Here is a 21,430-nt window from a genome sequence, read left to right as displayed (position 1 = left end):
GAGGAACCTCGATCATGGTACGCGCAGTCGCGGCGACCGCCTGGAGCGGAGCCGATGCCATCGACGTCATCGACGTGACACCCCGGTCACCTGGGCCGGGCGAGGTAGTCGTCGCTGTTGAAGCGACAGTGATCAGCCCATTCGACCTGAAACGGGCTACGGGGCTCATGGGCCGCGACGACCGCATGCTGCCGTTGCGACTGGGCAACGAGGCCGCGGGCGTCGTCACCGCTGCCGGAACGGGCGCGGTCGGGTTTGACGGCGAGCCGCTGACGGTCGGTGACGAGGCGTTCGGGCATTGGCTGCCCGGAGCACAGGCGGACGAGATCACCGTGCCCGCCAGCATGTTGCTGCACAAACCAGCGGCACTCGGCTTCGCGGAGGCGGCCGCGCTACTCGGCAGCGCCACCACCGCCGTACACACGCTCGAGGCCGCCGCCGTCCGCGACGGCGACGTCGTCCTGGTGCACGGCGCGTCCGGCGCCGTCGGCGGCATGGTGGTTCAGCTCGCCCGACGACGCGGAGCCCACGTCATCGGCACCGCCGCACCCGGCCGCCACAACCAGGTGCGCGCGGCCGGCGCGCAACCGGTCGCCTATGGCGACGGCCTGGCCGAACGCGTCCGGGCACTGGCCCCCGGTGGCGTGACGGCGGCGATCGACACCGCCGGGACCGACGAGGCGATCGCGGCCTCCTTCGCGCTGGTCGCCGACCCCGCGCGCGTGGTCACCATCGCCAACTTCGCCGCGGCCGCCGATGGTGCCCAGGCGCTCGGCCCGGGACCGGACACCGAACGCATCCGCTCCGCGGCCCGGCTCGACCTCGTCCGTCTTGCCGCCGCCGGACACCTGGTCGTCTCCATCGCGGCCGAGTTTCCCATCGACGATGCCCGCTCCGCCTATCGCATGCTCGCGACCGGACACGCGGGCGGAAAGATCATCCTCCGGCCGTGAGTCGAGGGCTACGCCAGAGCAACTTCCTCCCATGTCAGACGTGCATGACATCGGCGGGCCCAACCAGCGGGCAGACATCAACGCCCAGATCATCGACACATTCCGCGCCGACAACGGCGTGAACGGAATTGACGGAACAGATTGGTGCGGGGCTCTGTGGGCTGTGATCAGGTGGGCGCGCTCCCGTCGCCGGCGGCCACCGGCGGCGTGACGCGCTCCCGGCCGGTGATCCGGCCGACATGATGCAGAAGGACGAGACGTCTGCCTTCGAACGGCTCCCCGACCACCCACTTCTCATTGAAAGGTAATCGCATGAACGTCTTCCTATGGATCCTCGCCGGCGTGCTGGCCGCCGTGTTCCTCGCCAGCGGCGCCATGAAGCTCATCCGCACCAAGGAGCAATTGGCCGGCTCCGGACAGGGCTGGGTCGAGCAGTTCCCCGCCGGGACGATCAAGCTCATCGGCATTCTGGAACTCGCTGCGGCCATCGGCCTGATCCTCCCGCCCCTGCTGGACATCGTGCCCGTCCTGGCGCCGATTGCCGCGGTCGGGCTCATCGTGCTCATGGCCGGAGGCGCGATCACTCATGCCAGACGCGGTGAAGTTCCCAACGTCGTGGTCAACGTCGTGCTCGCCGTACTCGCCGCCGTCGTCGCCTGGGAGCGGTTCGGACCGTATTCGTTCTGACCACCATCTTTACCGGGCAGGGAACTGTCGGCCGCTTCACAGTCGCCGTCTCCGTCGGCGGACCATGATCTTGCGCTGAGAAGCGATGGTCCTCACGCGGAAAGCGCCTTCTGATCTGGCACGGACAGGACCCTAGACAAGCCCAATCCTCCCAGCTCAAAGGCACTTCTCCCATATAAACGATCTAGCTCGGTGAAATTGGTCGCGAAAGCCCAAGGTTAGTCCAGCCGGTTCTTCAGCACGGTGCGTCCGTGCTCGTCGACCCATTGGATGAGGCCGTCAATCGCGTCCAACAGCGTCCTGCCCAGCGGCGTCAGCCCGTACTCAACCCGTGGCGGGACCTCCGCGTACACGGTGCGGGCGACGAGACCATCGCGTTCCAGGCCGCGCAGGGTCTTGGTGAGCAGCTGCACGAAGGTGTCGATGTCGTTCAGCTTCTTGCGGATCTTGTCCCCCCGTTGGTCGTGGCGACGATGCCGGTGAAATTCTCGTTTTTGCTCGTCACGGTGCCGCCGGCCTCTTATTTGGAGGTCGAACTCTCATTTCGCCTGCGAATCTTGGGCTTCTGGACCTCGCTAACGAGACGCGCTATGACGATCTCGGCGGGGAAGCTCCCGACGGGGATGGTGGCGATGACGGTGTTGTTCGAGGTGCGGATCACCGAGTCGTTCGCTACGCCAAGGTCACGCACGACATGGGCATCGCCGAGCAGCAGGTCAAGCTCGCGGAGTAACACGGCGTGATGCTCGCGCAGGTGATCCGCCGTACGGCTGACGCGTTGCTTGTCGCGGTGCTGGGCCTGGTCGCCGAACTCGCCGGGCGTGACTCGGCCGCCGAGTAGTTGACCCGCTTCCAGGACGTCGTCGACGCCGGGGTGTGCGCGGCGTGGCCGGGCTGGCTGCAGTCGATCGTGCCGCGTGAGATCGCGGCGGTCGTGGGGGGCGAGAGCTGATGTCGCAGACCGACTGCAGGTGCTCTGAACCGGCAGAAAGACGTTAACGCGTCGATGTGCTCGGGTGCTCCGCGATCAACGAACCGATCGCAGAAAGAGGACCCGATGCAGGCTCACAGCCAAGAGCACCAACACGGGACTCCCTGTGTCGCTACGCCAACCGTGTGCGATGGGTAGGCGTCTAATGGGTGCGAGTTCTCCCCCCAGTCCGTGGAGCACCTCATGGCCGACGAGCCAGCCACCTTCCAAGTGGGTCAACCACCTGAGCCGACCGTGCCGTCGAGGAAGCGACCGCCGTGGTTGGGGATCGCGGTGAGCGCCACGGTGGGCCTGGTGGTGCTGGTCGCGGCAAGCGACTTCGCTGCCGCGAACCGGGAGGACATGCAGTCCCCGTGCGACAGGGCGATGGTCCTTGTCGGTCAGGTGGACGACATCGTCGAGCACCAGGGTACGACGGTCGGATACGTCTCCCCGGACGAGACCACGCCGCTGTGGTCCAACCTGACGCGGATGGCGGATGGGATCGCTGAGGGCTCGTATACGGACGTGGACGGTGCCCCGTCTAAGGAGCTTCAGGCCGCGTTGTTCGAGTTCGCTCGGACGTTGCCGACATTGCCGGGTGGGCTGTCGGACACGGACGGCGATGTTCAGCAGTCGCTCCGCCACATCCGGGCCGCGTGCGCGTAATGCACCGTCGGCTCGATGCCGAACACGGCGACCATCATGCGGATTTCGGTGGCATCCATCCACGATTGCAATCCTTGCCGAAGGGGGTTCGGGTGGGAGAGCCGATCGAGATTCCGCCACCCGTTCTCAATACGTTCGATCTGATCCGGGCCGAGCCGGCGCCGGGGCGGTCGCCCGATCGGTGGCCGAGCGGGCGCCGCGTCCAGACGACAGGATCGCGGTGCCGACGACGGTGCTCTGGCCGGAACATGACCCGCTGTTCCCGCGCGCCTGGTCCGACCGGATCGGCGACTTCTTCGCCGATGCCCGTTTGCGGTACGTCGACGGCTCTGGGCACTTCACGCCGCTGGAGTGCCCACGCGACTTCGCGACGGCCCTGGCCGCCGCGACGGCCTAGTGCCAGGGCGGTGTAGTGAGGGGGTTGTGGCAAGGGTCTGTGGGTCTCAGGATGTCGATACTCACGGTGGCCTTGTAGCTGGTCTGATCGATGACCGCGCCGGGGATGACGTTGGCGGCGTGGATGATCTGGTCACTGGCGGCCCGCCAGGCGATGTTGAAGCCGGCCCGGTCCGGGTTCACGCCGGTTTGGGTGGTCACCGCGTCGGTCATCGCGGTGCGCAGTCTCCATCCGCGTCCCTGGACGGCGCCGGGAACTGGAGGCCACCGCCTTCCTCTACTCCCACTGGGTCATGTACGCCCAGAGCATTCAGCTCGACCGCAGCGAACCGCTTGCGCGCCGGTTGCTCGATCGGGGCAAGGCCTCCACCGACCCGCTCGTATACGCCTACGGCCTGGGAGCCTGGGGCGTCCACCAGTGGGACGTGGGCAACATCGGGGAGGCCTACCGCTTCCTGTCTGAGGCCGACCAGATCATGCGTCATGACCTCTCCCGGCGCGAGGACAACCCGGTCCGCTACGACCTGCAGCTCCTCATTGCCGGAGTGCTGGCGCAGATAGCCATGCTGCACGGTGAGGTCGACACGGCGCGGGTGCTGTTCGACAAGCTGGAGGCCGACGCGGGCGACGAGCCTTATGGGGTCACGATCTGGTCCGCGCTTACCGCGTGGACCGCGGCGATGGTCGGCGACCCGGCCGAGGCGTTGCGCGCGGCGGAGCGGGGGATCGCCGTGGACCCCGAGTTCTCCTTCGTCGTCCTGGCCACCTACCAGCGGCTGGCTCGGTGCTGGGCGCTGGCCGTCACCGGCCACGACCCGGCCGGTGCTGCGGCGGAGGCCGAACGGATCATCAACGCGAACCTCGTCGACCCGCCGCAGTCGTGCGTCTCCACCTGGCACGGGCTGCTCGGCGAGATGCGGCTCGCCGCCGGGGCGCCGGCCGAGGCTGCCGCCGCCATGGATTGGCGCCGGAGGCGGCGATCGGAGAGTTGGTTCTCGAGACGGCCCAGTCGGGCTGGAAGACGGGGGCTGCTCGCGCACGCCACGCAAAATTCCTGCGCCTGGTGGAGGGTTGGCCTGGTGGCTGTACCGTCCCGGCAAGGCAGAGACAGCACCGCCAGGCCTGGGGCCGCATACCCACTCGCTCAGCCCGCAGGTACGTGCTGAGGGTAACTCGCGGCGAAGCTTGCGTCATCTCGCCGGCGCGCTTCTTCCGAAGGCTCCACGCCTGTTTTCGGCGGCTTCTGTTCATCCGCGTGTCTGCCTGAGCGTGGTCGTTTCCGGTCGGGAATGCCTTACTGTCCGAGTCGATCATGCTGAGAGCACGTCATTGAGTCTCGTGGATCGGAATCCAGAACCCCCTGCGCGCCTTGTGCGTCGAACCTCGCCTCGACTCTAATTAGCGACCCATTTGAGTATGCGTCGAAGTGATTGATGAAGGGCGTTCACCTCTCTCCGAGAATTACCATTCGCGCTATTGAGAGGGTGGCGAATATTTCGTTCATTGGAAGGCAGGGCCATGACGACTTTCCTTCATTGAATGAAATTGCCGCAATGTTGTCGTCGTCTGGCATTGTGGCCAATGCCCTGGCGCCTCGAATGGTGACGTGATGTTCGTTTAGCGGTCTGTAGGCGGGCGCCGGGGATGCCCGCAGGCGAACAGGGGGTGATCACGAGGTTCTCGACGCGTCGACGTCGTAGGAGCGGTCAGTCGCCATCTGCCCGGCGGCGGCAGGTCGACTCTGATCCTATGATCCGCATCTGAACAGATTTGAGCTCCAATACGTGGACCCCCACGGTTTTCCTTGATTCTTCCCGCTGTTCGCTTTTTGGGCATTTAGTGCCGATTCAGGTGAATGGCCTTCGGTGGATCGGCAACAACAAGGGTCCCGTAACCGGCCGAGTTGCCCATCCTCCTCGGCATGCCTTTAAAAGGGCGGCCACCGGCAACCTGAAAGGGAGGTCGCCGGCTAAAGCACCCGCAGCAGAAGATCATTCGAGCCGGTCGTGACGCCCCAACCTGCGTTTTCCCTGCGCCGAGCTATATGTCGCCTTCGGGTAAGTGTTCCGGGTCGCACCCGGCACGGAATCATGAAGCGCCGTTCAGCCTGAGTTTGGGGAGACGAGTGATGCAGACGGACGGGTCATCGCCCAGCTATGCGCAGCTGTTCGGAGAATTGAGGTTTCCGGAGGAGGATGACGCCAGGTCCGTCTCGTCGCCGGCCGCGTACTTCGTGGAGCTGCTCGGCCTGCTCGAGGGAACATTCGACCGTCCGGCGCTGCTGGCGCGACGGCCGGATCTGAAGGACATCGTTCTCGACGCGCAGAACACCTTCAATGAGACGGCTTACCTCGACATCGTCAACGAGGTGCTGGAGCGGCTTGTCGGCGACGAGCCGTACGAGAGGCTCCGCGAGCACACCCATCCCTTCGGCCTCCCGTTCGCCCTGGACGATGCGAGGCTGCGCAAATACCTGGAACACCTGCGCGTCACGCCGGAGGAGTTCGCCCGGCTGTTCGCCGGACGGGTCGACCCGGACGCGGTGGCCCGTGCGCACCTGGGCCTGTCGGCCGACGAAAGCACGATCGTGACCTCTGAGGCGGCGGGCGAGGCCGAGCTCAAGGACCGTTACGGCCTGGGGGAGGCCGAGGAGCTCGACGACCTGACCGACGCGGCGAGGTTCGCCGAGGCCACCGGACTGGCCGGAGAGGACTTGCGCGAACTCGTCGGCCTCGGCGCGGACGCGACCCTGAGCCTGGACGAGAAGACCCTGCTGGGCCCGGGTGGCGAGGGAACCCCTTCCTTCGCCTGGTTCGAGCGCGCGAACCGCCTCATCCGCCTGGCCCGCAGGACCGGCCTGACCACCACCGAACTCGATCAGGTCTTGACCACCTACTGCGAGGCCCGGCTCGACCCGGACGCCCTCCGGACAGTCGCCGACGTCGTCCGCCTGAAGCGGGCGCACGGGCTCGAGATCCCGGACGTGTGCGGCCTGGCCGCGCCGTGGAGTCCCCCGGAGGGTACGGAGATCGAGGTCTGTGCCGGAGACATTCTCACCCCGGCCAATCGCGACTACCGCTTCCGCCTGGCGACCCTTCTGACGGTCGGCGAACCGGACATTGTCACGACCGTCCGCCGCTACCGAGCCCGTTACGACGGCAGGGAGCCCAGCCCCTTCGATCGGGGTGAGGTCGGCCTTCCCGAGATCTCCCTGGTCCGCAGGGTCTGCCTGCTCGCCGACGCGCTGGGCATCTCCACGGACGAACTGTTCGACGTTTTGACGGTGCTGGAAAGCGAACCCGTCCGCGACCTCCACAAGATCCTGGAAGGCGGCGATCCGGCGGCGGCGCTGTGGCTCGTCCAGACCCTGTTCGCGCTCGTCACCTGGATGCAGAAGACCGGTTTCGACGGCCGGGAACTGTCGGAGATCCTCGGCGGACGCCCCGCTCCCGAAGAAGACGACCTGTTCGACGCCCTCCGGGAAGCCCTGGAACAGGCCGCTCTGTCTCCGGAGCTGTTCGTCTCCACCCGATTCAGCGAACGCGCCGCCCAGGTCGTCCACGATGTCCTGGCCTCCTACGACGACGGCGTGGTCTCCGTGACGGGCGGCCGGCTCCTGAAGCTGGATGCGGCCGTGGTGGAGAGCGCCGCTTACGACGCCGTCGCCGACCTGGGCGTGATCTTCCCATCGGACTTCCTCGGCCTCGGCCTCGGCGAACGCCTCCAAGAGAAGATCTTCAAGAACCTCGTTCACCGCGGCCACCTCCAGGCCGACGGCACGATCCGCTCGACCGACGCCCTGGCGCTCGCGAGCGATTTCATCCTCTACCGCGAGCTCCTCTTCAAGACCATCGCGGGCCTGGTGAACGGCGTGACGGCCTTCTTCCCCGCGGACCTGGCCGACTTCGCCGACCTCACCGAGGGCCGGCGGGCTGAACTGTACGACAACCTGATCTACAACGGTTACCTGGACGAAGCCGGCGAGCTCACCGACCCGGCGTTCTTCCTCGACGCCGACAACGTCACGACCTTCGCTGTGAACGCCGACCTCGCCGACGCGGAAGCGCCGGTGAAGGCCCTGTTCGACGCCCGCGCGGCCCAGTTCGAAGAAGAGGCGCTCTACCTGGAGCCCGACCTCCTCGCAGAACTCAGGCTGACCGAGGTTCAGACGACGAGGCTGTTCGAGAGCCTCCGCTTCAACGGCCATCTGGACGAGGAGGGTTACTACGCGGACCAGGCCACGCTGGAGTCCCTGAGCAAGGACGACTTCGCCCTTTCCGCCGAGTTCGCCCCGATCGCCGCCGCGCTCCTGAAGATTCTGCAGAGGCAGATCGCGGAATATCACACCGAACTGGCCACCATCACGCTCGACGACCTCGCCGGGCCGGCCGACGAGGTCGCGGCCGAACGGGTCAGCAAGGCCCTGGACGGGCTCTACACCGAGTACGGCCGGGTCCTGGACGAGGCGACCTTCGCCGACCCGAACGGCGCCGTCACCCTGGACGGCTTCACCGAAACCGAGCAAGTCCTGGTCTTCGCCAGGATCGTCCGGGTGCTCGAAGACCAGGATCCCTACCGCCTCTCCCCGTCGGCGGTCACCGAGCTCGGCCTCACCGAGGACCAGCGCGACGACCTCCTGGAGCACCTCGTGGCCTCGGGCCAGTTGGCCGAGGGACTCGTCGTGGCCCACTCCTGGCTGCCCTACTTCGCCGACGCCGGCCACAACCTCGACTTCGCCGTCCCCGGCTTCGAGGACTTCAGCCGCGACGTCTTCTTCCTCCTCCACGAAGCCGCCGGCCAGCTGGCGGAAGCCGTACAGGAGATCACCGACCTGTTGACCGGCCTGGCGGAGCGCCAGGAGGAGGCGCTGCACACCTGCCTGGCCGACGCCTTCGGCGTCCCGGCCGCCACCGCGGCGGCGATCGCGGAGTCCGTGGCCGGAGGAGTTCAGGAATCCCTCGATCTCCTGGCCGCTCCCGCCCTCGGTGCCGAGGAGGAACCGGACGACCCCCGCTTCCGCCTGGCCTGCCGCCGGATCCGCGGGTTCGCCCTGCTCGCGGCCCGGCTCGGTCTCGACCCCACCGAGGTCAAGACGGTCTTCCTCGACCAGGACCTCGTCGGCAAGTTCCCCGAGCCGCTGACGCTCCCGGCCGGGATCGAACGTTTCGACGCCCTCCTGGAGAGCGCCGACGGCCTGACCTACCTGTTCGCCGGCACCGGCTACTGGACGTACGAGGCCTACTCGCTGAAGGGCCCGCGCAAGCCGCTTACCGACCTGTCCCCGAGGTTCGCGGCCCTCGTGGCGGTGGACGCCGCCTTCCGCCACACCGACGGCAAGGAATGGATCGTCGGCCACGACGAGGCCGGGACGAGCCTGGCGTTCACCCGCGAACCGGGCGGCCAGCGCTGGGCCCCGCGCCGGCAGACCTGGGGAACGATCAAGAACAACTTCGCCGACCCCGAACGCATCGACAGCGCGTTCGTCGACAACGACGGCCGCACCTACCTGTTCAGTGGCGACCAGTACATCCGCTACACGGCCGGCACGCTGGACGAAGGCTATCCCCGCCCGATCGAGGAGTGGCGTGAGCGCGAGGGCCTTGCCGCCCCCGGCACTCCCGTCGACGCCTGTTTCCAGGACCGCGACGGCACCGTCCACCTGTTCACCGCCGACCGCTGGATCACCGTGGACGGCGAGCACCCGATCGCCGCGACATGGGGCAGAACCCGCTCCGCCGATCTGGCACACGTCGATGCCGCCTACGCCGACGCGGCCTCCGTCCGCCTGTTGTCCGGCGGCCTGTCCCTCCGCTATTCCGACAACATCGAAAACGACGGCGTCCTGGCCGACGAGGGTGTCCCGCGGCTGCTCGACGACCTCCCGCCCCAGTTCGAGGGGGGCGTCGAGGCCGCGTTCACCGACGCGAACGGCGTGCTCCACCTGTTCAAGGACGGCAAGACCGTCGCGCTCACGGGAGACGCGGAGATCGTCCCGACCGCCGAACGCTGGGGCCTCCTGCCGCCCGCGCTCCCCGGGGTCGACGCCGCCTTCACCGGCCTTGACGGCAAGGCCTACTTGTTCAGCGGCACCACCTATGTGCGCTACTCCACCGCCGACTACACCACGGTCGACTCCGGCTACCCCCGGGCGATCGAGCGTGACTGGGGCGGCCTGAACCAGGTGGACGCCTCCTTCGTCATGGACGGCAGCACCTACCTGTTCGGCGTCGGCGCGCTCCTGTTCGACGTGCCCGAAGAGCACCACGCGGACCTGGACGCGGGCCGCCTCACCCCGGCCCTGCGCAACCTGTTCCAGGAGCACGGGCTCACCCTCACCGGCGTCCAGGCCACGGCCCTCACCACCGCCGAGGGCATCATCCTGAACGTCACCAAGGAGGGCCTGCGCGTCAAGGTGCGCGGCGACGGCTCCCGCTTCTACGTCCGCTACTCCACCAGCGACTACCGGACCCCCGACCCCGGCTATCCCAAGCCGCTGTCGGACAACTGGTGGAACCTGCCCGACGACATGCGCCTCGGCCCGGTCGACGCGATCTTCACCGGCCACGACAACCGCACCTACCTGTTCGCGGGTGACCGTTTCGTCGAGTTCGACGCTCGGCACCGCTGGTGGTCCGAGCCGGCCCCGCTCGGCGACCGGTGGCACGGCATCCCCTTCGAGAAGATCGACGCCGCCTTCGTCGGCCAGGACGGCCGCACCTACCTGTTCTCCGGGCAGAGCTACCTGCGCTACTCGACCGACGACTACACCCGCATCGACGACCGCTACCCCTCGTCGGTCTCCGCCTTCTGGGGCCGCGTCGGCAATAACCTGGCCCGCACCGGCAAGGTCGACGCCGCCCTCGTCCTCGACGTCACCGAGAACGTCGACGGGGTCGACGTGCCCCGCACCCACACCTATCTCTTCTCCGGCGACCAGTACGTCCGCTACTCCGGAAGCGACCTGACCCGAGTCGACGACGGCTACCCGCGCGAACTGCCCACGCTGTCCGAAGAACCCGGCCTGGGCGCCCTGGAGGTCACCCTCGGCGGCGTAGACGCGGCCTTCTCCGACCGCCGCACCGCCTACTTCTTCCGCGACGGCCAGTGTCACGCCGTCTCCACCGAGTCCTACCGCCGTTACGGAGACCTGCCGCTCGGCGAGGTGGCCTGCGCGTTCATCGAGGACGGCTCGATCGTCACCTCCGGCTCCCTCCCGGGCTGGACGAAACGCTCCAACCTGGAGGGCCGCTCGGTCACCGCCACCCCGTTCCGCCCGCGCACCCTGCGCAAGGTCCCCGACCGGTTTCGCACCGGCCTGGACTCCGTCCTGATCGGCGCCGACGGCAACACCTACCTCTTCCAAGGCCCGACCTGTTTCAACGTCCAGCTCGGCCACGCCTACCCCCTGGCCGAGGAATGGGGCCGCCCGCGCAACAACGTCTACGAGACCGGCGCGGTGGACGCCGTGTTCGTCGGACGCGACGGCAAGACGTACCTGTTCGGCGGCGACCAGTTCGTGGCCGAGGGCGAGGAACCCCTGCCGATCGACGCCCACTGGGCCGGGCTGACCAGCGTCGACCTCGCCTACGTCCGAGGCGGGAAGACCTACTTGTACGAAAAGCCTGATGAGGCCGGCCGGCGCCGCTACGTCGTCTACTCGGGAACCGACTACGCGGAACCGGGCGAGACCGGCATCGCCGACGAGGACGTGTTCGACGCCCCCGGCGGCTTCGGTTTCCCCGACGCGGTTTTGTTCGAGGGCGCCACCATGCTCCTGCTCCGCGGCGAGGAGTGCGCCTCCTACAACGAGACGACCGGCCGATGGTCCTTCGCCCGCCCCGTCGAGCGTCTCTTCCCGGGCTTCGGCGACGGCCTGGACGCTCCCGACGGTCTGCGCACCGCCTTCACCGCGCGCGACGGCTCGACCTGGTTCTTCTTCGACGACACCTGCGCCCGCCACGCGGACGGGGTGTTCGGCCCGCTCCTGGAGGTCCGCGACCAGTGGGCCGTGTCAAGCAACCCGTTCGTCGCCGAGGGCGGCACGGTCGACGCCGCCTTCGTCTGGCGCGGCGAATACACCTACCTGTTCTCCGGCGACACCTACGTCCGGTACACCGGCCCCGGCTACCGCTACGTCGACCCCGGCTACCCCAAGAAGATCGCTGGAGAGCTCCGTAAGGAGGAGCCGTTCCAGAACCTCCCCGAGTCCTTCGAGGACGCGCTCGAGCACCGCGTCGACGCGGTGGTCGGCAACGACCGCACGATCCATCTGCTGATCGCCGGCGTCTGCCACACCGTCTCGCCCGAGCTCTCGGCGACGTTCACCTTCGAAGGGCGGGAACGCAACACGCTCGCCGAGACGGGCCTGGTCGACGCGACCCTGGTGGCCGACCGCCGCGTCTACCTGTTCTCCGGCGACCAGTACGTCCGCTATTCCGGCACCGACCGCACCTACGTGGACGACGGTTACCCCAAGCCCCTGTCGGCCCTGGCCGCCGAGCTGGAGCCGGCCCTGCCCCCGCTGCCCGATCGTTTCGAGGACGGCCTCGATGCCGCCTTCCGCGCCCCCGACGGCTCGGTGTTCCTGTTCAAGGACAAGGAGTACGTCGGCGACGGCGGCGTGCACCCCGTCAACCAACGATGGGGCACGATCGGCAACGAGTTCGCGGACGGCCGTCTCGACGCCGCGTTCGTCGCGCCGACGGGCGAGCTGTACGCCTTCCGGGACGGCCAGTACGTCCGGTACAGCGCGGCCGAGCTGGAGCTGGTGGACCAGGGTTTCCCCCGCACCGTCGAGGACGACTGGGGCGATCTGCCCGCCGGTTTCGAGACCGGCCCCGACGGCGCGTTCACCTTCGAGGGCCGCACCTATCTCACCAAGGGCGGCCAGTACGTCCGGTACTCGGGCACGAAGGCCGCGTACCCGCAGGAGTTCGCGCAGCGCTGGTCGGGCGCGGCCGACTACCGGTTGGGCGACGTCCAGACGATCGTCGGCTTCATCGACCTGTGCCGCTCCCACCCGGACGGCCTGGCCGGTTTCTTCCTGACCGGCGCCGAAGATCCGTACAAGTATCTGAGCGACCTGTTCGGCTGGGACCTCGAAGAACTCCGCTGGGCCAGGCGCAACAGCGCCCTGCTGACCCCGCACGTCCGCGACGAGCACCTCTTCGAGATCGAGTTCCTGCTCGCCCTCGCCGACCTGTTCACCGCGGCGGGACGGTTCGGCGCGGGTCCGTCCGAGATCTACCGGGAGGTCTGGCAGAAGGTCTTCGGCTCCACGCGGGACCTGGAGGCCGCGGCGACCGCCCTTTACGGAATGCTCGAACGCCAGACCGACCAGCAGGCCTGGCCCGCCCTGTCCAAGACGCTCCACGACGAGCTGAACGTGCTCAAGCGTGACGCGCTGGTCGCCTACCTCGCCCCGGCGTACGGCACGCCCCGCGACCTGTTCAACCGCTACCTGATCGACGTCGAGATGGGCGCCGAGGGCACCACCTCACGGGTCCGTGAGGCCATCGGCGCGACCCAGCTCTACCTCCACCGCTACCTCCTCGACCTGGAGACGGTCGAGCTGCCGGACGACGTGGATCCCGACGAGGTCAAGTCGCGCCTGCGCCTGTGGTGGTCCTGGATGCGGAACTACCGGACCTGGGAGGCCAACCGCAAGGTCTTCCTCTACCCGGAGAACTACCTCCGCCCCGAACTGCGGTCCCGTAAGACTCCCGCGTTCGCCGCGCTGGAAAGCGACCTGCTCCAGGGCGAGATCACCGCGCAGAGCGTACAGACCGCCTACAAGCGTTACCTCGACGAATACACCGAGGTCTCCCGCCTGGCCATCGCGGGCGGCTACGTCTACACCGCCGACGGAGCGGCCGCGGGCGAGCGGAGGCTGGTCCTGTTCGGCCGTACCCGCACCGAGCCGCGGCGCTACTACTTCCGTACGGCGGAGTTCCGCGACGGCCAGAAGCTCTCGGCCACCTGGGAGCCCTGGGCCAAGGTCGACGTCCAGATCGACGCCGAGCGGGTCGATCCGGTGCACGCCTTCGGCCGGGTGTTCGTCTTCTGGCCGGTGGTCGAGGCGGTCACCGCGGACGACCCGTCCACGACCACGATCGTGACCACGCAGTCGGGCGGCGGGCAGCAGGTCGCCGCGCCGCCACCGCGTTACCGGGTCAAGATCTGCTACTCCTTCCGCAACCTGACCGGGGAATGGGTCGCGGCGCAGGTCCTGGCGGTCGACGCGGAGCAGGCCGGGCCGATCACGGACGTGAGCCTGTACGTGCAGGCGTCGCGGCTGGTCCCCGGCGTGAGCGAGCACGACTCGATCGTCGTGCGGTGCACGTACACCGTCGGCACGACGCCGGGCACGACGGCGGTCACCTCGGCCTTCTCGCTCACGCCCGAGCTGTACGGGCTCCCCGCGAAGACCACGGTCGACCCGGCCCGTCCGGCCGACCTGAGCCGGATCTTCATGGAGCCCACGACCACCCCGATCAACGACGTCGTGCGCTTCAACGCACCCGCGGACACGCAGGACGGCGCCTGGTTCAGCGTGGACCACAAGGGCGGCAGCTTCCTGTGCCGCCCGGTCGCCGCGCCCGACGAACCGGCGGCGCTGCTGCCGCTCAAGGGCAACCAGGACCGCCTGCCCACCACCTGGGACGGCATCGACGCCGCCTTCCAGCTCGCCGACGGCACCCTGTACTTCTTCGACAACGTCGGCGGCAACTTCGTCGCGGTGCCTCCGGGCAAGGTCACCTCGCGCCAGACCAGACAGGCGACCGCGGAACGGTTCGGCGTGGTCGGCACGAACCTGCTGCGCACCGGCGTGGTCGACGCCGCCCTGGTCCGCGGTGATCGGATCTTCCTGTTCTCCGGGGACGAGTACTACCGCTATCCGAAACTGGGCTTCGGCACCCTCGATCCCGGTTATCCGAAGAAGACCGCGTCCAACACGGAGAACCTGCCGCCGTGGACGAAGGTCGACGCGGCGTTCACCGGCCCGGGCGGTGTGGAGATCTTCTACTCGAAGGCCCGGGAGGGGTACGCGGTCTCCGGCGCGTTCGGGACCATCAGGCAGTGGCAGATTCCCGGCAAGCCCTCCCTGGACGCCGTGGTCGCCAAGGACGGCTACACCTACCTGATCTTCGGCGACCAGTACGTACGGCTCGGGCCCGATCTGCTGCCGGACAAGGGTTATCCGCGTCCGCTGGCCAAGAATCCCGACGGGGTCGCAGCCGGGCCCGGGCCGTCCTTCACGCTCGTTGGGGGCGTCATCACGGTCGACAACGCCCGGCGCGTCTACTGGGCGAACGCGCACGGGATCGACGAGCCGCCGCGTCCGACCAGCGAGCTCGGCCGGGTTCAGACCGCGATCACCCGCACGGGCGAGGTCGACGCCGCCTACGTCGCCGACGGGAAGCTGTTCCTGGTCAGCGGCGGCGAGTTCGTCCGGTACACGCTGAGCGGCGGCGCCGCGCAGCCGACGATCCCCGACTACATCGACGCGGGCTACCCCAAGCCGGCGGCGCAGCGCATCGACGCGGTCTTCCGGCGCGGCGACCTGCGCTACGTCTTCAGCGGCGGCGGCTACGGCACGCTCCCCGCCGGGCAGGAACCCGACGCCAGGCTGGCCCTCCTTCCGATCCAAGGAAACTGGCGCTGCCTGCCCGAGGGTTTCCCGCAGGGCTTCACCGGGGTCCTGGACGCAGACTCCGCGCTCTACTTCTTCGTGGGCACGCAGTACGCCGCCTACCCGGCCGCCGAGGCCGTCAAGCGGCCGTACGAGATCGCCTCGCTGCCGTACGACATCGTCCGGCTGACCTCCAGCACGGCCGCCGAGCTGAACCGTCGGCTGCTGACCGGGGGAGTGGACGCGCTGCTCGACCCGTCCACCCAGGAGCTGGACGAGCTTCCGGCGTTCAGCGGCACGCGCTCCGACGCCACGACCGTCCGCGTCCGTCCGGAGCTCGCGGCGGCCAGCGTGCCGGTCAGCTCGCATCTGGACTTCGACAGCTCGGGCGGCCTCTATTACTGGGAGATCTTCTTCCACGCGCCGCTGCTGATCGCCCAGGCGCTCAACGCCGCCCAGCGCTTCGAGGACGCCCGGCGCTGGTACGAGTACGTCTTCGACCCCACCGAGCGCACACGATATTGGCGGTTCCTGCCGTTCCTCGCGGTGGACGTTCAGGCGCTCGTCGACGACTGCCGGGAGGATCTGCGGGCGCTGAACGACGCCCAGGTGTCGGCCAGGCTGACCCCGATCCTCGACTCGGTCGAAGCGCTGGCCCCGGCGTTCCGGCAGAGCCGCGACCTCACCACGGACGAGCTGGAGTTCCTGAAGGGCCTCGCGGGCCTTGACGCGGGCCTCACGGGCGCGCTGGGGGAACGCACCGCGATGCTCGGGCAGTTGCGCCGCCAGTACGACCTGATGGGCGATCGGCGCTCCCTGCTCCAGACCTACCTGGACGACCCGTTCGACCCGCACGCCATCGCCGAACTCCGCCCCGAGGCGTACCGGCGGGCCGTCGTCATGGCCTACATCGACAATCTCCTCGACTGGGGCGACCTGCTCTTCCGCCAGTACACGGCGGAGAGCGTCGACGAGGCGCGGATGCTCTACATCTTCGCCTACGACCTCCTGGGTGAACGTCCGTACAGCGCCGGACCCCGGGCGCTGCCGCCCGCCTCCCCCTACGAGCTGCCTGACGGCGAGGGCCCGGGGGAGACCGGCCACCTGACGGCCGACGGGACCCTGCTGGAGGAGGAGGGGGCCGTCCACGCGGGCGTCGCCAACCCGTATTTCTACGTCCCGGAGAACGGCCAGTTCCTGGAGTACTGGAACCGGGTCGAGGACCGGCTGACCAAGATCCGCCAGTCGCTGGACATCATGGGCGTCAGCCGGCCGATCCCGCTGTTCGAACCGCCGGCCGACGTGATGGCCCTGGTGCGCGGCGTCGCGACCGGCGCGACGCTCGACCAGCTCACGGCCGCCGCGACGGCCGCGGTGCCGCCGTACCGGTTCGACTTCCTGTACCAGCGCGCCAAGGAGCTGGCCGACCGGCTGCGCCAGCTCGGCGATGAGCTGCTGAACGCCTTCGAGCAGCGGGACGGCGAGGAACTGGCTCTGCTGCGGAACCGGCAGGAGGCCGAGATCCTGGCGCTGACCCGGCAGATCAAGGAGAACCAGGTCCGCATCGCCGAGGAGGGGCTGGCCGAGGCGCGAGACTCCAAGGTCGCGGCCGAGGCCCGGGTCACGCACTACGAGACGCTGGTCGCCGAAGGGCTCTCGCCGCTCCAGGAGGCCCAGATCGCGATGATGGGGCTGGGCGCTGCGGCCCACTTCGTCGCGGGCGGGCTCAAGATCGGCGCGGCGATCGCCTCAGGGGTGCCGCAGGCGCTGATCGGCCCGTTCATCATGGGCACGTCCGTCGGCGGCGACCAGGTCGGCGACGCCCTGGACATCGGCTCCGAGGTCTCCTCGACGCTGGGCGAGGGGTTCTCGATGCTGGGCGAGCTGCTGGGCGTACGGGCCGACCAGGAACGCCAGGAGCAGGACTGGAACCTCCAGGTGGCCATCTCGCGCAGCGACGTGGTGCAGCTCGGCCACCAGGTCGCGTCCGCGGAACTCCAGCTCGCGCTGGCGCGGCGCGAGCTGGAGATCCACAACCGGCAGGTGGCGCACCTCGACGCGGAGACCGCGTTCATGACGGGCAAGTTCGCCGGGGCGCAGCTGTACGGCTGGATGGTCGAGCGGCTCTCCGGGCTGTACTTCCAGACGTACAACCTGACGTACGAGATGGCGCGAGCGGCCGAACGGGCCTACGCCTTCGAGCGGGACGGCTCCCCGGGGTTCATCCAGCCGACGTACTGGGAGAGCCGGCGCAACGGGCTGCTCGCCGGGCACGGGCTCGCACTGGACCTCGACCGGCTCGGGCAGGCGTACGTGCTGTCCGATGAGCGGGGGCTGGAGATCACCAAACGGGTGTCGCTGCTCCAGATCGACCCGCTCGGCCTGCTGACGCTGAAGAACGAGGGACGGGGTGAGTTCGCGCTGACCGAGGCGCTGTTCGACCGCGACTTCCCCGGACACTTCCGCCGTCAGATCAAGACGGTCAGCGTCACGTTCGAGGGCCCCGACGGGCCGCTGAGCGTGAACGCGACGCTGACCCAGCTCGACAGCAAGACGGTGCTCACGGCCGATCCGAAGGCGGTGAAGTATCTCCTCGATCCGAAGGGTTCCGCGCCGGAGAGCCTGCGCGGCGACTGGCGCCCGAGCCAGCAGATCGCACTCTCGGACGTCGAGTACGGGCGCGACGGCAACGGGCTGTTCGAGCTGCGCTTCGACGACCAGCGGTACCTGCCGTTCGAGGGCACGGGAGCCGTTTCGCGCTGGCGGCTGGAGGCGCGGCGCGTTCTGGCCGACCTCGTGGACGTCACGATCACCGTCAAATACACCGCCGACCAGGGCGGCGAGACCTTCGCCACCGCGGTCAGGGGGATGCTCAAGCCGTACCCGGCGGCGCGGTACCTCGACGTCGCGGCCTCGTTCCCGGACGAGTGGGAGGCGTTCCTGTCGGGCGACGACGACGCGCTGGTGCTGCCGATCACCGCGGACCTGCTCCCCGGGTTGTCCGGCCGCCAGATCACCGGGGTCTACGCCCACTACGAGGCGGACTCGGCGGTGCGGTTCCTGCTGAACGGCGACAGCAGGCTGCCGCTCACCGAGGGGCGGGTTCTGCGCACGCCGGGGCTCACCGTACGGGACTGGAGCCTCGTCCTGGACGGCGACAAGTCCGGACTTTCCGGGTTTGCCCTGATTCTTTCTTACCGAGCCCTTCCCTGACGGAGCGTCCCCATGGGCAGAAGCAAGCAGACCATCAACAGGAAGACCAAAGGCGTCAAGAAGCCGACGCCGACGGCGGACCGGAAGGCGACCTCGACCACGATAAAAAAGCCGACCGCGGCCGACGTCAAGACGGTCGTCGACACCGACACCGACTCTGGTTCGGACGTCTCGTCCTCCGAGTCCTCGGAGGACGAGACGAAGACCACGGTGTCCGCCTCGCGGACCGCGACCGCCAAGCGGAAACGGGAGCAGCCCGATCTGGCGGCCCGGCCGGCGAAGGCGCCGCGGACGACGAAGAACAGCGGTCGGCCGACCCTGCGCGACCTGCGCGACACGATCGGTTCCGGATTCATCGACCTCAACACCACCGGCACGGCCGTGACGACCACACGGACGGCGCCCGCGTTCACGGTGCAGCGGCGCGACGACCTGCCCGCCGGGGCGACGGTGCAGCTCTACCCGCAGATCGTCGCCAAGAACGGGCAGATCAGCGGCCTGTCGTTCGGCCGCCTGCGCACGCCTTCGCCCTTCGGGAGCCGGATGGGCGACCACACCGGGGCCTGGGCGACCATCGTCGACCGCGTGCACGCGCGGATGCACGGACTCAGCCTCGCCGACGCGGTGACGACGCTGCGGACACTCCAGGGCGAGGCGCAGGAGTGGATGACCTCGGGCGACCCCGACTCGATCGGCATGCGGTTGTTCAACACGCTGGACGACGAGGAAGCCGACCATCGCCGTCCGTACCTCGAGCACTACGCGTTCGTGGTGGAGGAGACGCTTCAGCAGATCGAGAGCGGGAACCAGCCCGAGCTGACGCCGGCGAGGATCGGCAAGGCGATAGCCCACCACCTGGCGTATCTCAACTTCCTGCCGTACGCCACGGTGCTCCCGGACACCGACCGCGGATCGCACGGGTCGGGCGAGGGCGCCGCGCGTGCCGCCATCCTCAAGATCGAGCTCGCGGAGGAAAGCAAACTGCAGCGGGACGAGCGGATCGCGGCCGAGACGCCCGAGGAGCGTAAGAAGCGTCTGGAGGAGGAGGCCGCGGAAGACAAGCGGCTGCGGGACGAGGAGGACGCGAAGGCGGAGGGGGAGTCGGCGCAGCAGACGGAGAAAAGGCACAAGGAGGAGGCGGAGCAGAAGAAGGCCGAGGAACAGATGATCCTCGACGACGCGTACGAAGGCCTGTGGGACACGTTCGCCTTCGAAGCCGCGCAGCGCGGTGCGGGCGTGCAGTTCGCGGTCGCCCCCGAGGCCGTACGGGTGGAGCGCGGGAAGATCCGGCTGGCCGTCCAGCTCGCCGACGAACTGCAGCCGATCCTCGACCCCTACATCATCCCGCTCGTGCCGGGAGGAAAGAGGTCGGCCGTCGCCCCTTCGCATGGGAAGCCCATCGAGGACGTGCGCATGGAGCTTGAGGCGATCGCCCAGGAGGCCGACGGCGTCGCCGGCGAGGACCTCGGATATCCCGCGGTCCATGACCTGGCCGACGAGGTCGCCCAGACTGCGAGGCTGGCCAAGGACCTGGCGCACCTGGTGAGCGCCAAGGAGAGCGACGGCTTCAAGGAGGCCAAGCGGAAGCTGACGGCCAAGGGCGCGGAGGCCGCGAAGGTGCTGGCCGCGCTGAGCGTCCCCAACGACCAGGCGCTCGCCGACAGCTCGCTCATCTTGGGCAGCCTGCTGTACGAGCACCAGAAGACCATGGCCGAGTCATATCCGAACGCCGTCAAGCAGACGGACTTCCTGACCGGCGACCCGGAAGAGGCTCTCATCACCAAGCTGGAGGAGTCTCTCACCGAGAGCGTCACCGGGGTCGAGCCGGACAAGGTCCAGGAGCTCCTTGAGAAGGTCCGCGAATATTACCCGGAGTTCGGCGATGTGCCGGAGCCCGCCAAGGACAGTCGCTGGGTCATCCACGCCAAGACCGAGGACCTGGTCGTCACCATCGACGACCGGAACAAGCTCGCCATCCAGGGCCGGGCCCCCGCACCCTACGGAATCTCCGGAATGGGCTCGCACTCCACCGCGTGGGCGACGGAGACCGCGGCCGTCGAGAAGCTGTACGCCACGCACAAACGCACGGGCATCGCCGCGGCACTGCAGAAAGAGGTGGCCAGGGACCTCAAGAGCGAGCTGCTGACCAAGCTCGACTGCGCGATCCCGTCCGACCAGCTCGTCGGCGGCCAGTTGAACGACATCTTCAACTACGCGGTCGACGTCTACCTCGCTGAGGGGCCGGAGGGCGCGGAGGACGCCATCAGGTCGTTCCTCTGCTTCCGTAACTCCCTGCCCTTCGCCACCGTCAACGACGGCAGCCGGGACGGGCACAACGAACGGAAGACCGCGAAGAAGGCCACGTCCAACTTCGACGAGGAGGCACTGCAGTACGCAGCAGACCAGAAGGGCACCGAGTTCGAGCCGATCCGCCTGGCCAAGACCATCGAGTCGCTGGAGATCGCCGCCGAGTCCCTGACCCTGGCCCTGGCCGAGGTGACCCCCGACTCCAAGAAACCTGCCCAACCCGGCCCCGTCCCTAAGAACTGGTTCACCATCGCCGAGATCAAGAAGGCAGTGGACGACTCCGTCAAACGCCTGAGCGACAGGGCGGTCCTCCTGAAAGCCAACAAGGCCAAGGCCGACTGGCTCTCCTCCCAAGCCACCTCCACCACCGCCACCATCATGGCCGTCCGCGAGAAGGAACACAGGCGAGTCATCAGACAGGCGAACTAGGCAGCGTGGGGCTGTAAGACACGAACGTTCAATAATGGACAGACCCGCCTGGCCAAGGTGAGATGCCCGCGACCTGAATGAACTCGGGATGGCGCAGCCCGTCATCGGCGGGTCGGCGGGCCGTGCCCGGCGGCCCAGCGCGTGGACGCGGGCGAGGAATCATGCTGGGCTACG

The 21,430-nt window shown here is 68.4% G+C and carries 11 protein-coding genes; 7 read left to right on the top strand and 4 right to left on the bottom strand.

The features are described from left to right. Positions 1-14: 14 nt before the first annotated feature. Positions 15-953 (top strand): NADP-dependent oxidoreductase, encoded by a 939-nt coding sequence (locus Pth03_RS37880; RefSeq protein WP_203949325.1) that lies wholly within the window; start codon positions 15-17, stop codon positions 951-953. Between the two features lie 167 nt (positions 954-1,120). Here Pth03_RS37880 and Pth03_RS37875 read toward each other — a convergent pair whose 3' ends face one another. After that, positions 1,121-1,267: a hypothetical protein gene (locus Pth03_RS37875; protein ID WP_203949324.1), complete on the bottom strand. Its 147-nt coding sequence runs from the start codon at positions 1,265-1,267 to the stop codon at positions 1,121-1,123. On the opposite strand from Pth03_RS37875, the gene Pth03_RS37870 reads away from it, so the two are divergent. Beyond that, the gene (locus Pth03_RS37870) at positions 1,266-1,640 is read left to right on the top strand and encodes a DoxX family protein (protein WP_203949323.1); all 375 of its coding nucleotides are present in this window, start codon (positions 1,266-1,268) and stop codon (positions 1,638-1,640) included. The genes Pth03_RS37875 and Pth03_RS37870 overlap by 2 nt on opposite strands. 218 nt (positions 1,641-1,858) lie before the next feature. Here Pth03_RS37870 and Pth03_RS42275 read toward each other — a convergent pair whose 3' ends face one another. Together Pth03_RS42275 and Pth03_RS37860 are read right to left on the bottom strand one after the other, a co-directional pair. Next, positions 1,859-2,164, bottom strand: a complete 306-nt coding sequence (locus Pth03_RS42275; protein ID WP_203949332.1) for a winged helix-turn-helix transcriptional regulator — start codon at positions 2,162-2,164, stop codon at positions 1,859-1,861. Further along, positions 2,161-2,376 carry a hypothetical protein gene (locus Pth03_RS37860; protein WP_203949322.1) on the bottom strand — a complete coding sequence of 72 codons (216 nt, stop codon included), beginning with the start codon at positions 2,374-2,376 and terminating at the stop codon, positions 2,161-2,163. Before Pth03_RS37860 ends, Pth03_RS42275 begins: the two co-directional genes overlap by 4 nt. Positions 2,377-2,814: 438 nt before the next feature. On the opposite strand from Pth03_RS37860, the gene Pth03_RS37855 reads away from it, so the two are divergent. Together Pth03_RS37855 and Pth03_RS37850 are read left to right on the top strand one after the other, a co-directional pair. Continuing rightward, a complete protein-coding gene (locus tag Pth03_RS37855; protein ID WP_203949321.1) occupies positions 2,815-3,279 on the top strand; it encodes a hypothetical protein in 465 nt (154 codons plus the stop codon). Between the two features lie 220 nt (positions 3,280-3,499). Beyond that, positions 3,500-3,676 carry an alpha/beta fold hydrolase gene (locus tag Pth03_RS37850; RefSeq protein ID WP_203949320.1) on the top strand — a complete coding sequence of 59 codons (177 nt, stop codon included), beginning with the start codon at positions 3,500-3,502 and terminating at the stop codon, positions 3,674-3,676. Here the strand turns inward: Pth03_RS37850 and Pth03_RS37845 are convergent. After that, positions 3,673-3,888, bottom strand: coding sequence for a hypothetical protein (locus Pth03_RS37845; protein WP_203949319.1), 216 nt, complete (start codon positions 3,886-3,888; stop codon positions 3,673-3,675). The genes Pth03_RS37850 and Pth03_RS37845 overlap by 4 nt on opposite strands. Before the next feature lie 80 nt (positions 3,889-3,968). On the opposite strand from Pth03_RS37845, the gene Pth03_RS37840 reads away from it, so the two are divergent. The 3 genes from Pth03_RS37840 to Pth03_RS37830 all read left to right on the top strand — a co-directional run bounded on the left by Pth03_RS37840 (position 3,969) and on the right by Pth03_RS37830 (position 21,256). Next, the gene (locus tag Pth03_RS37840) at positions 3,969-4,841 is read left to right on the top strand and encodes a tetratricopeptide repeat protein (protein ID WP_203949318.1); all 873 of its coding nucleotides are present in this window, start codon (positions 3,969-3,971) and stop codon (positions 4,839-4,841) included. Between the two features lie 962 nt (positions 4,842-5,803). Continuing rightward, complete coding sequence (locus Pth03_RS37835; protein WP_203949317.1) at positions 5,804-18,520, top strand: hemopexin repeat-containing protein; 12,717 nt, start codon at positions 5,804-5,806, stop codon at positions 18,518-18,520. A gap of 12 nt (positions 18,521-18,532) precedes the next feature. Next, positions 18,533-21,256, top strand: a complete 2,724-nt coding sequence (locus Pth03_RS37830) for a hypothetical protein (RefSeq protein ID WP_203949316.1) — start codon at positions 18,533-18,535, stop codon at positions 21,254-21,256. Positions 21,257-21,430 lie beyond the last annotated feature (174 nt).

The sequence above is a fragment of the Planotetraspora thailandica genome, assembly GCF_016863335.1.
Classification (GTDB): domain Bacteria; phylum Actinomycetota; class Actinomycetes; order Streptosporangiales; family Streptosporangiaceae; genus Planotetraspora; species Planotetraspora thailandica.
Note: the sequence above shows the minus strand (reverse complement) of the source record. Positions and strands in the feature narration are given on the sequence as shown.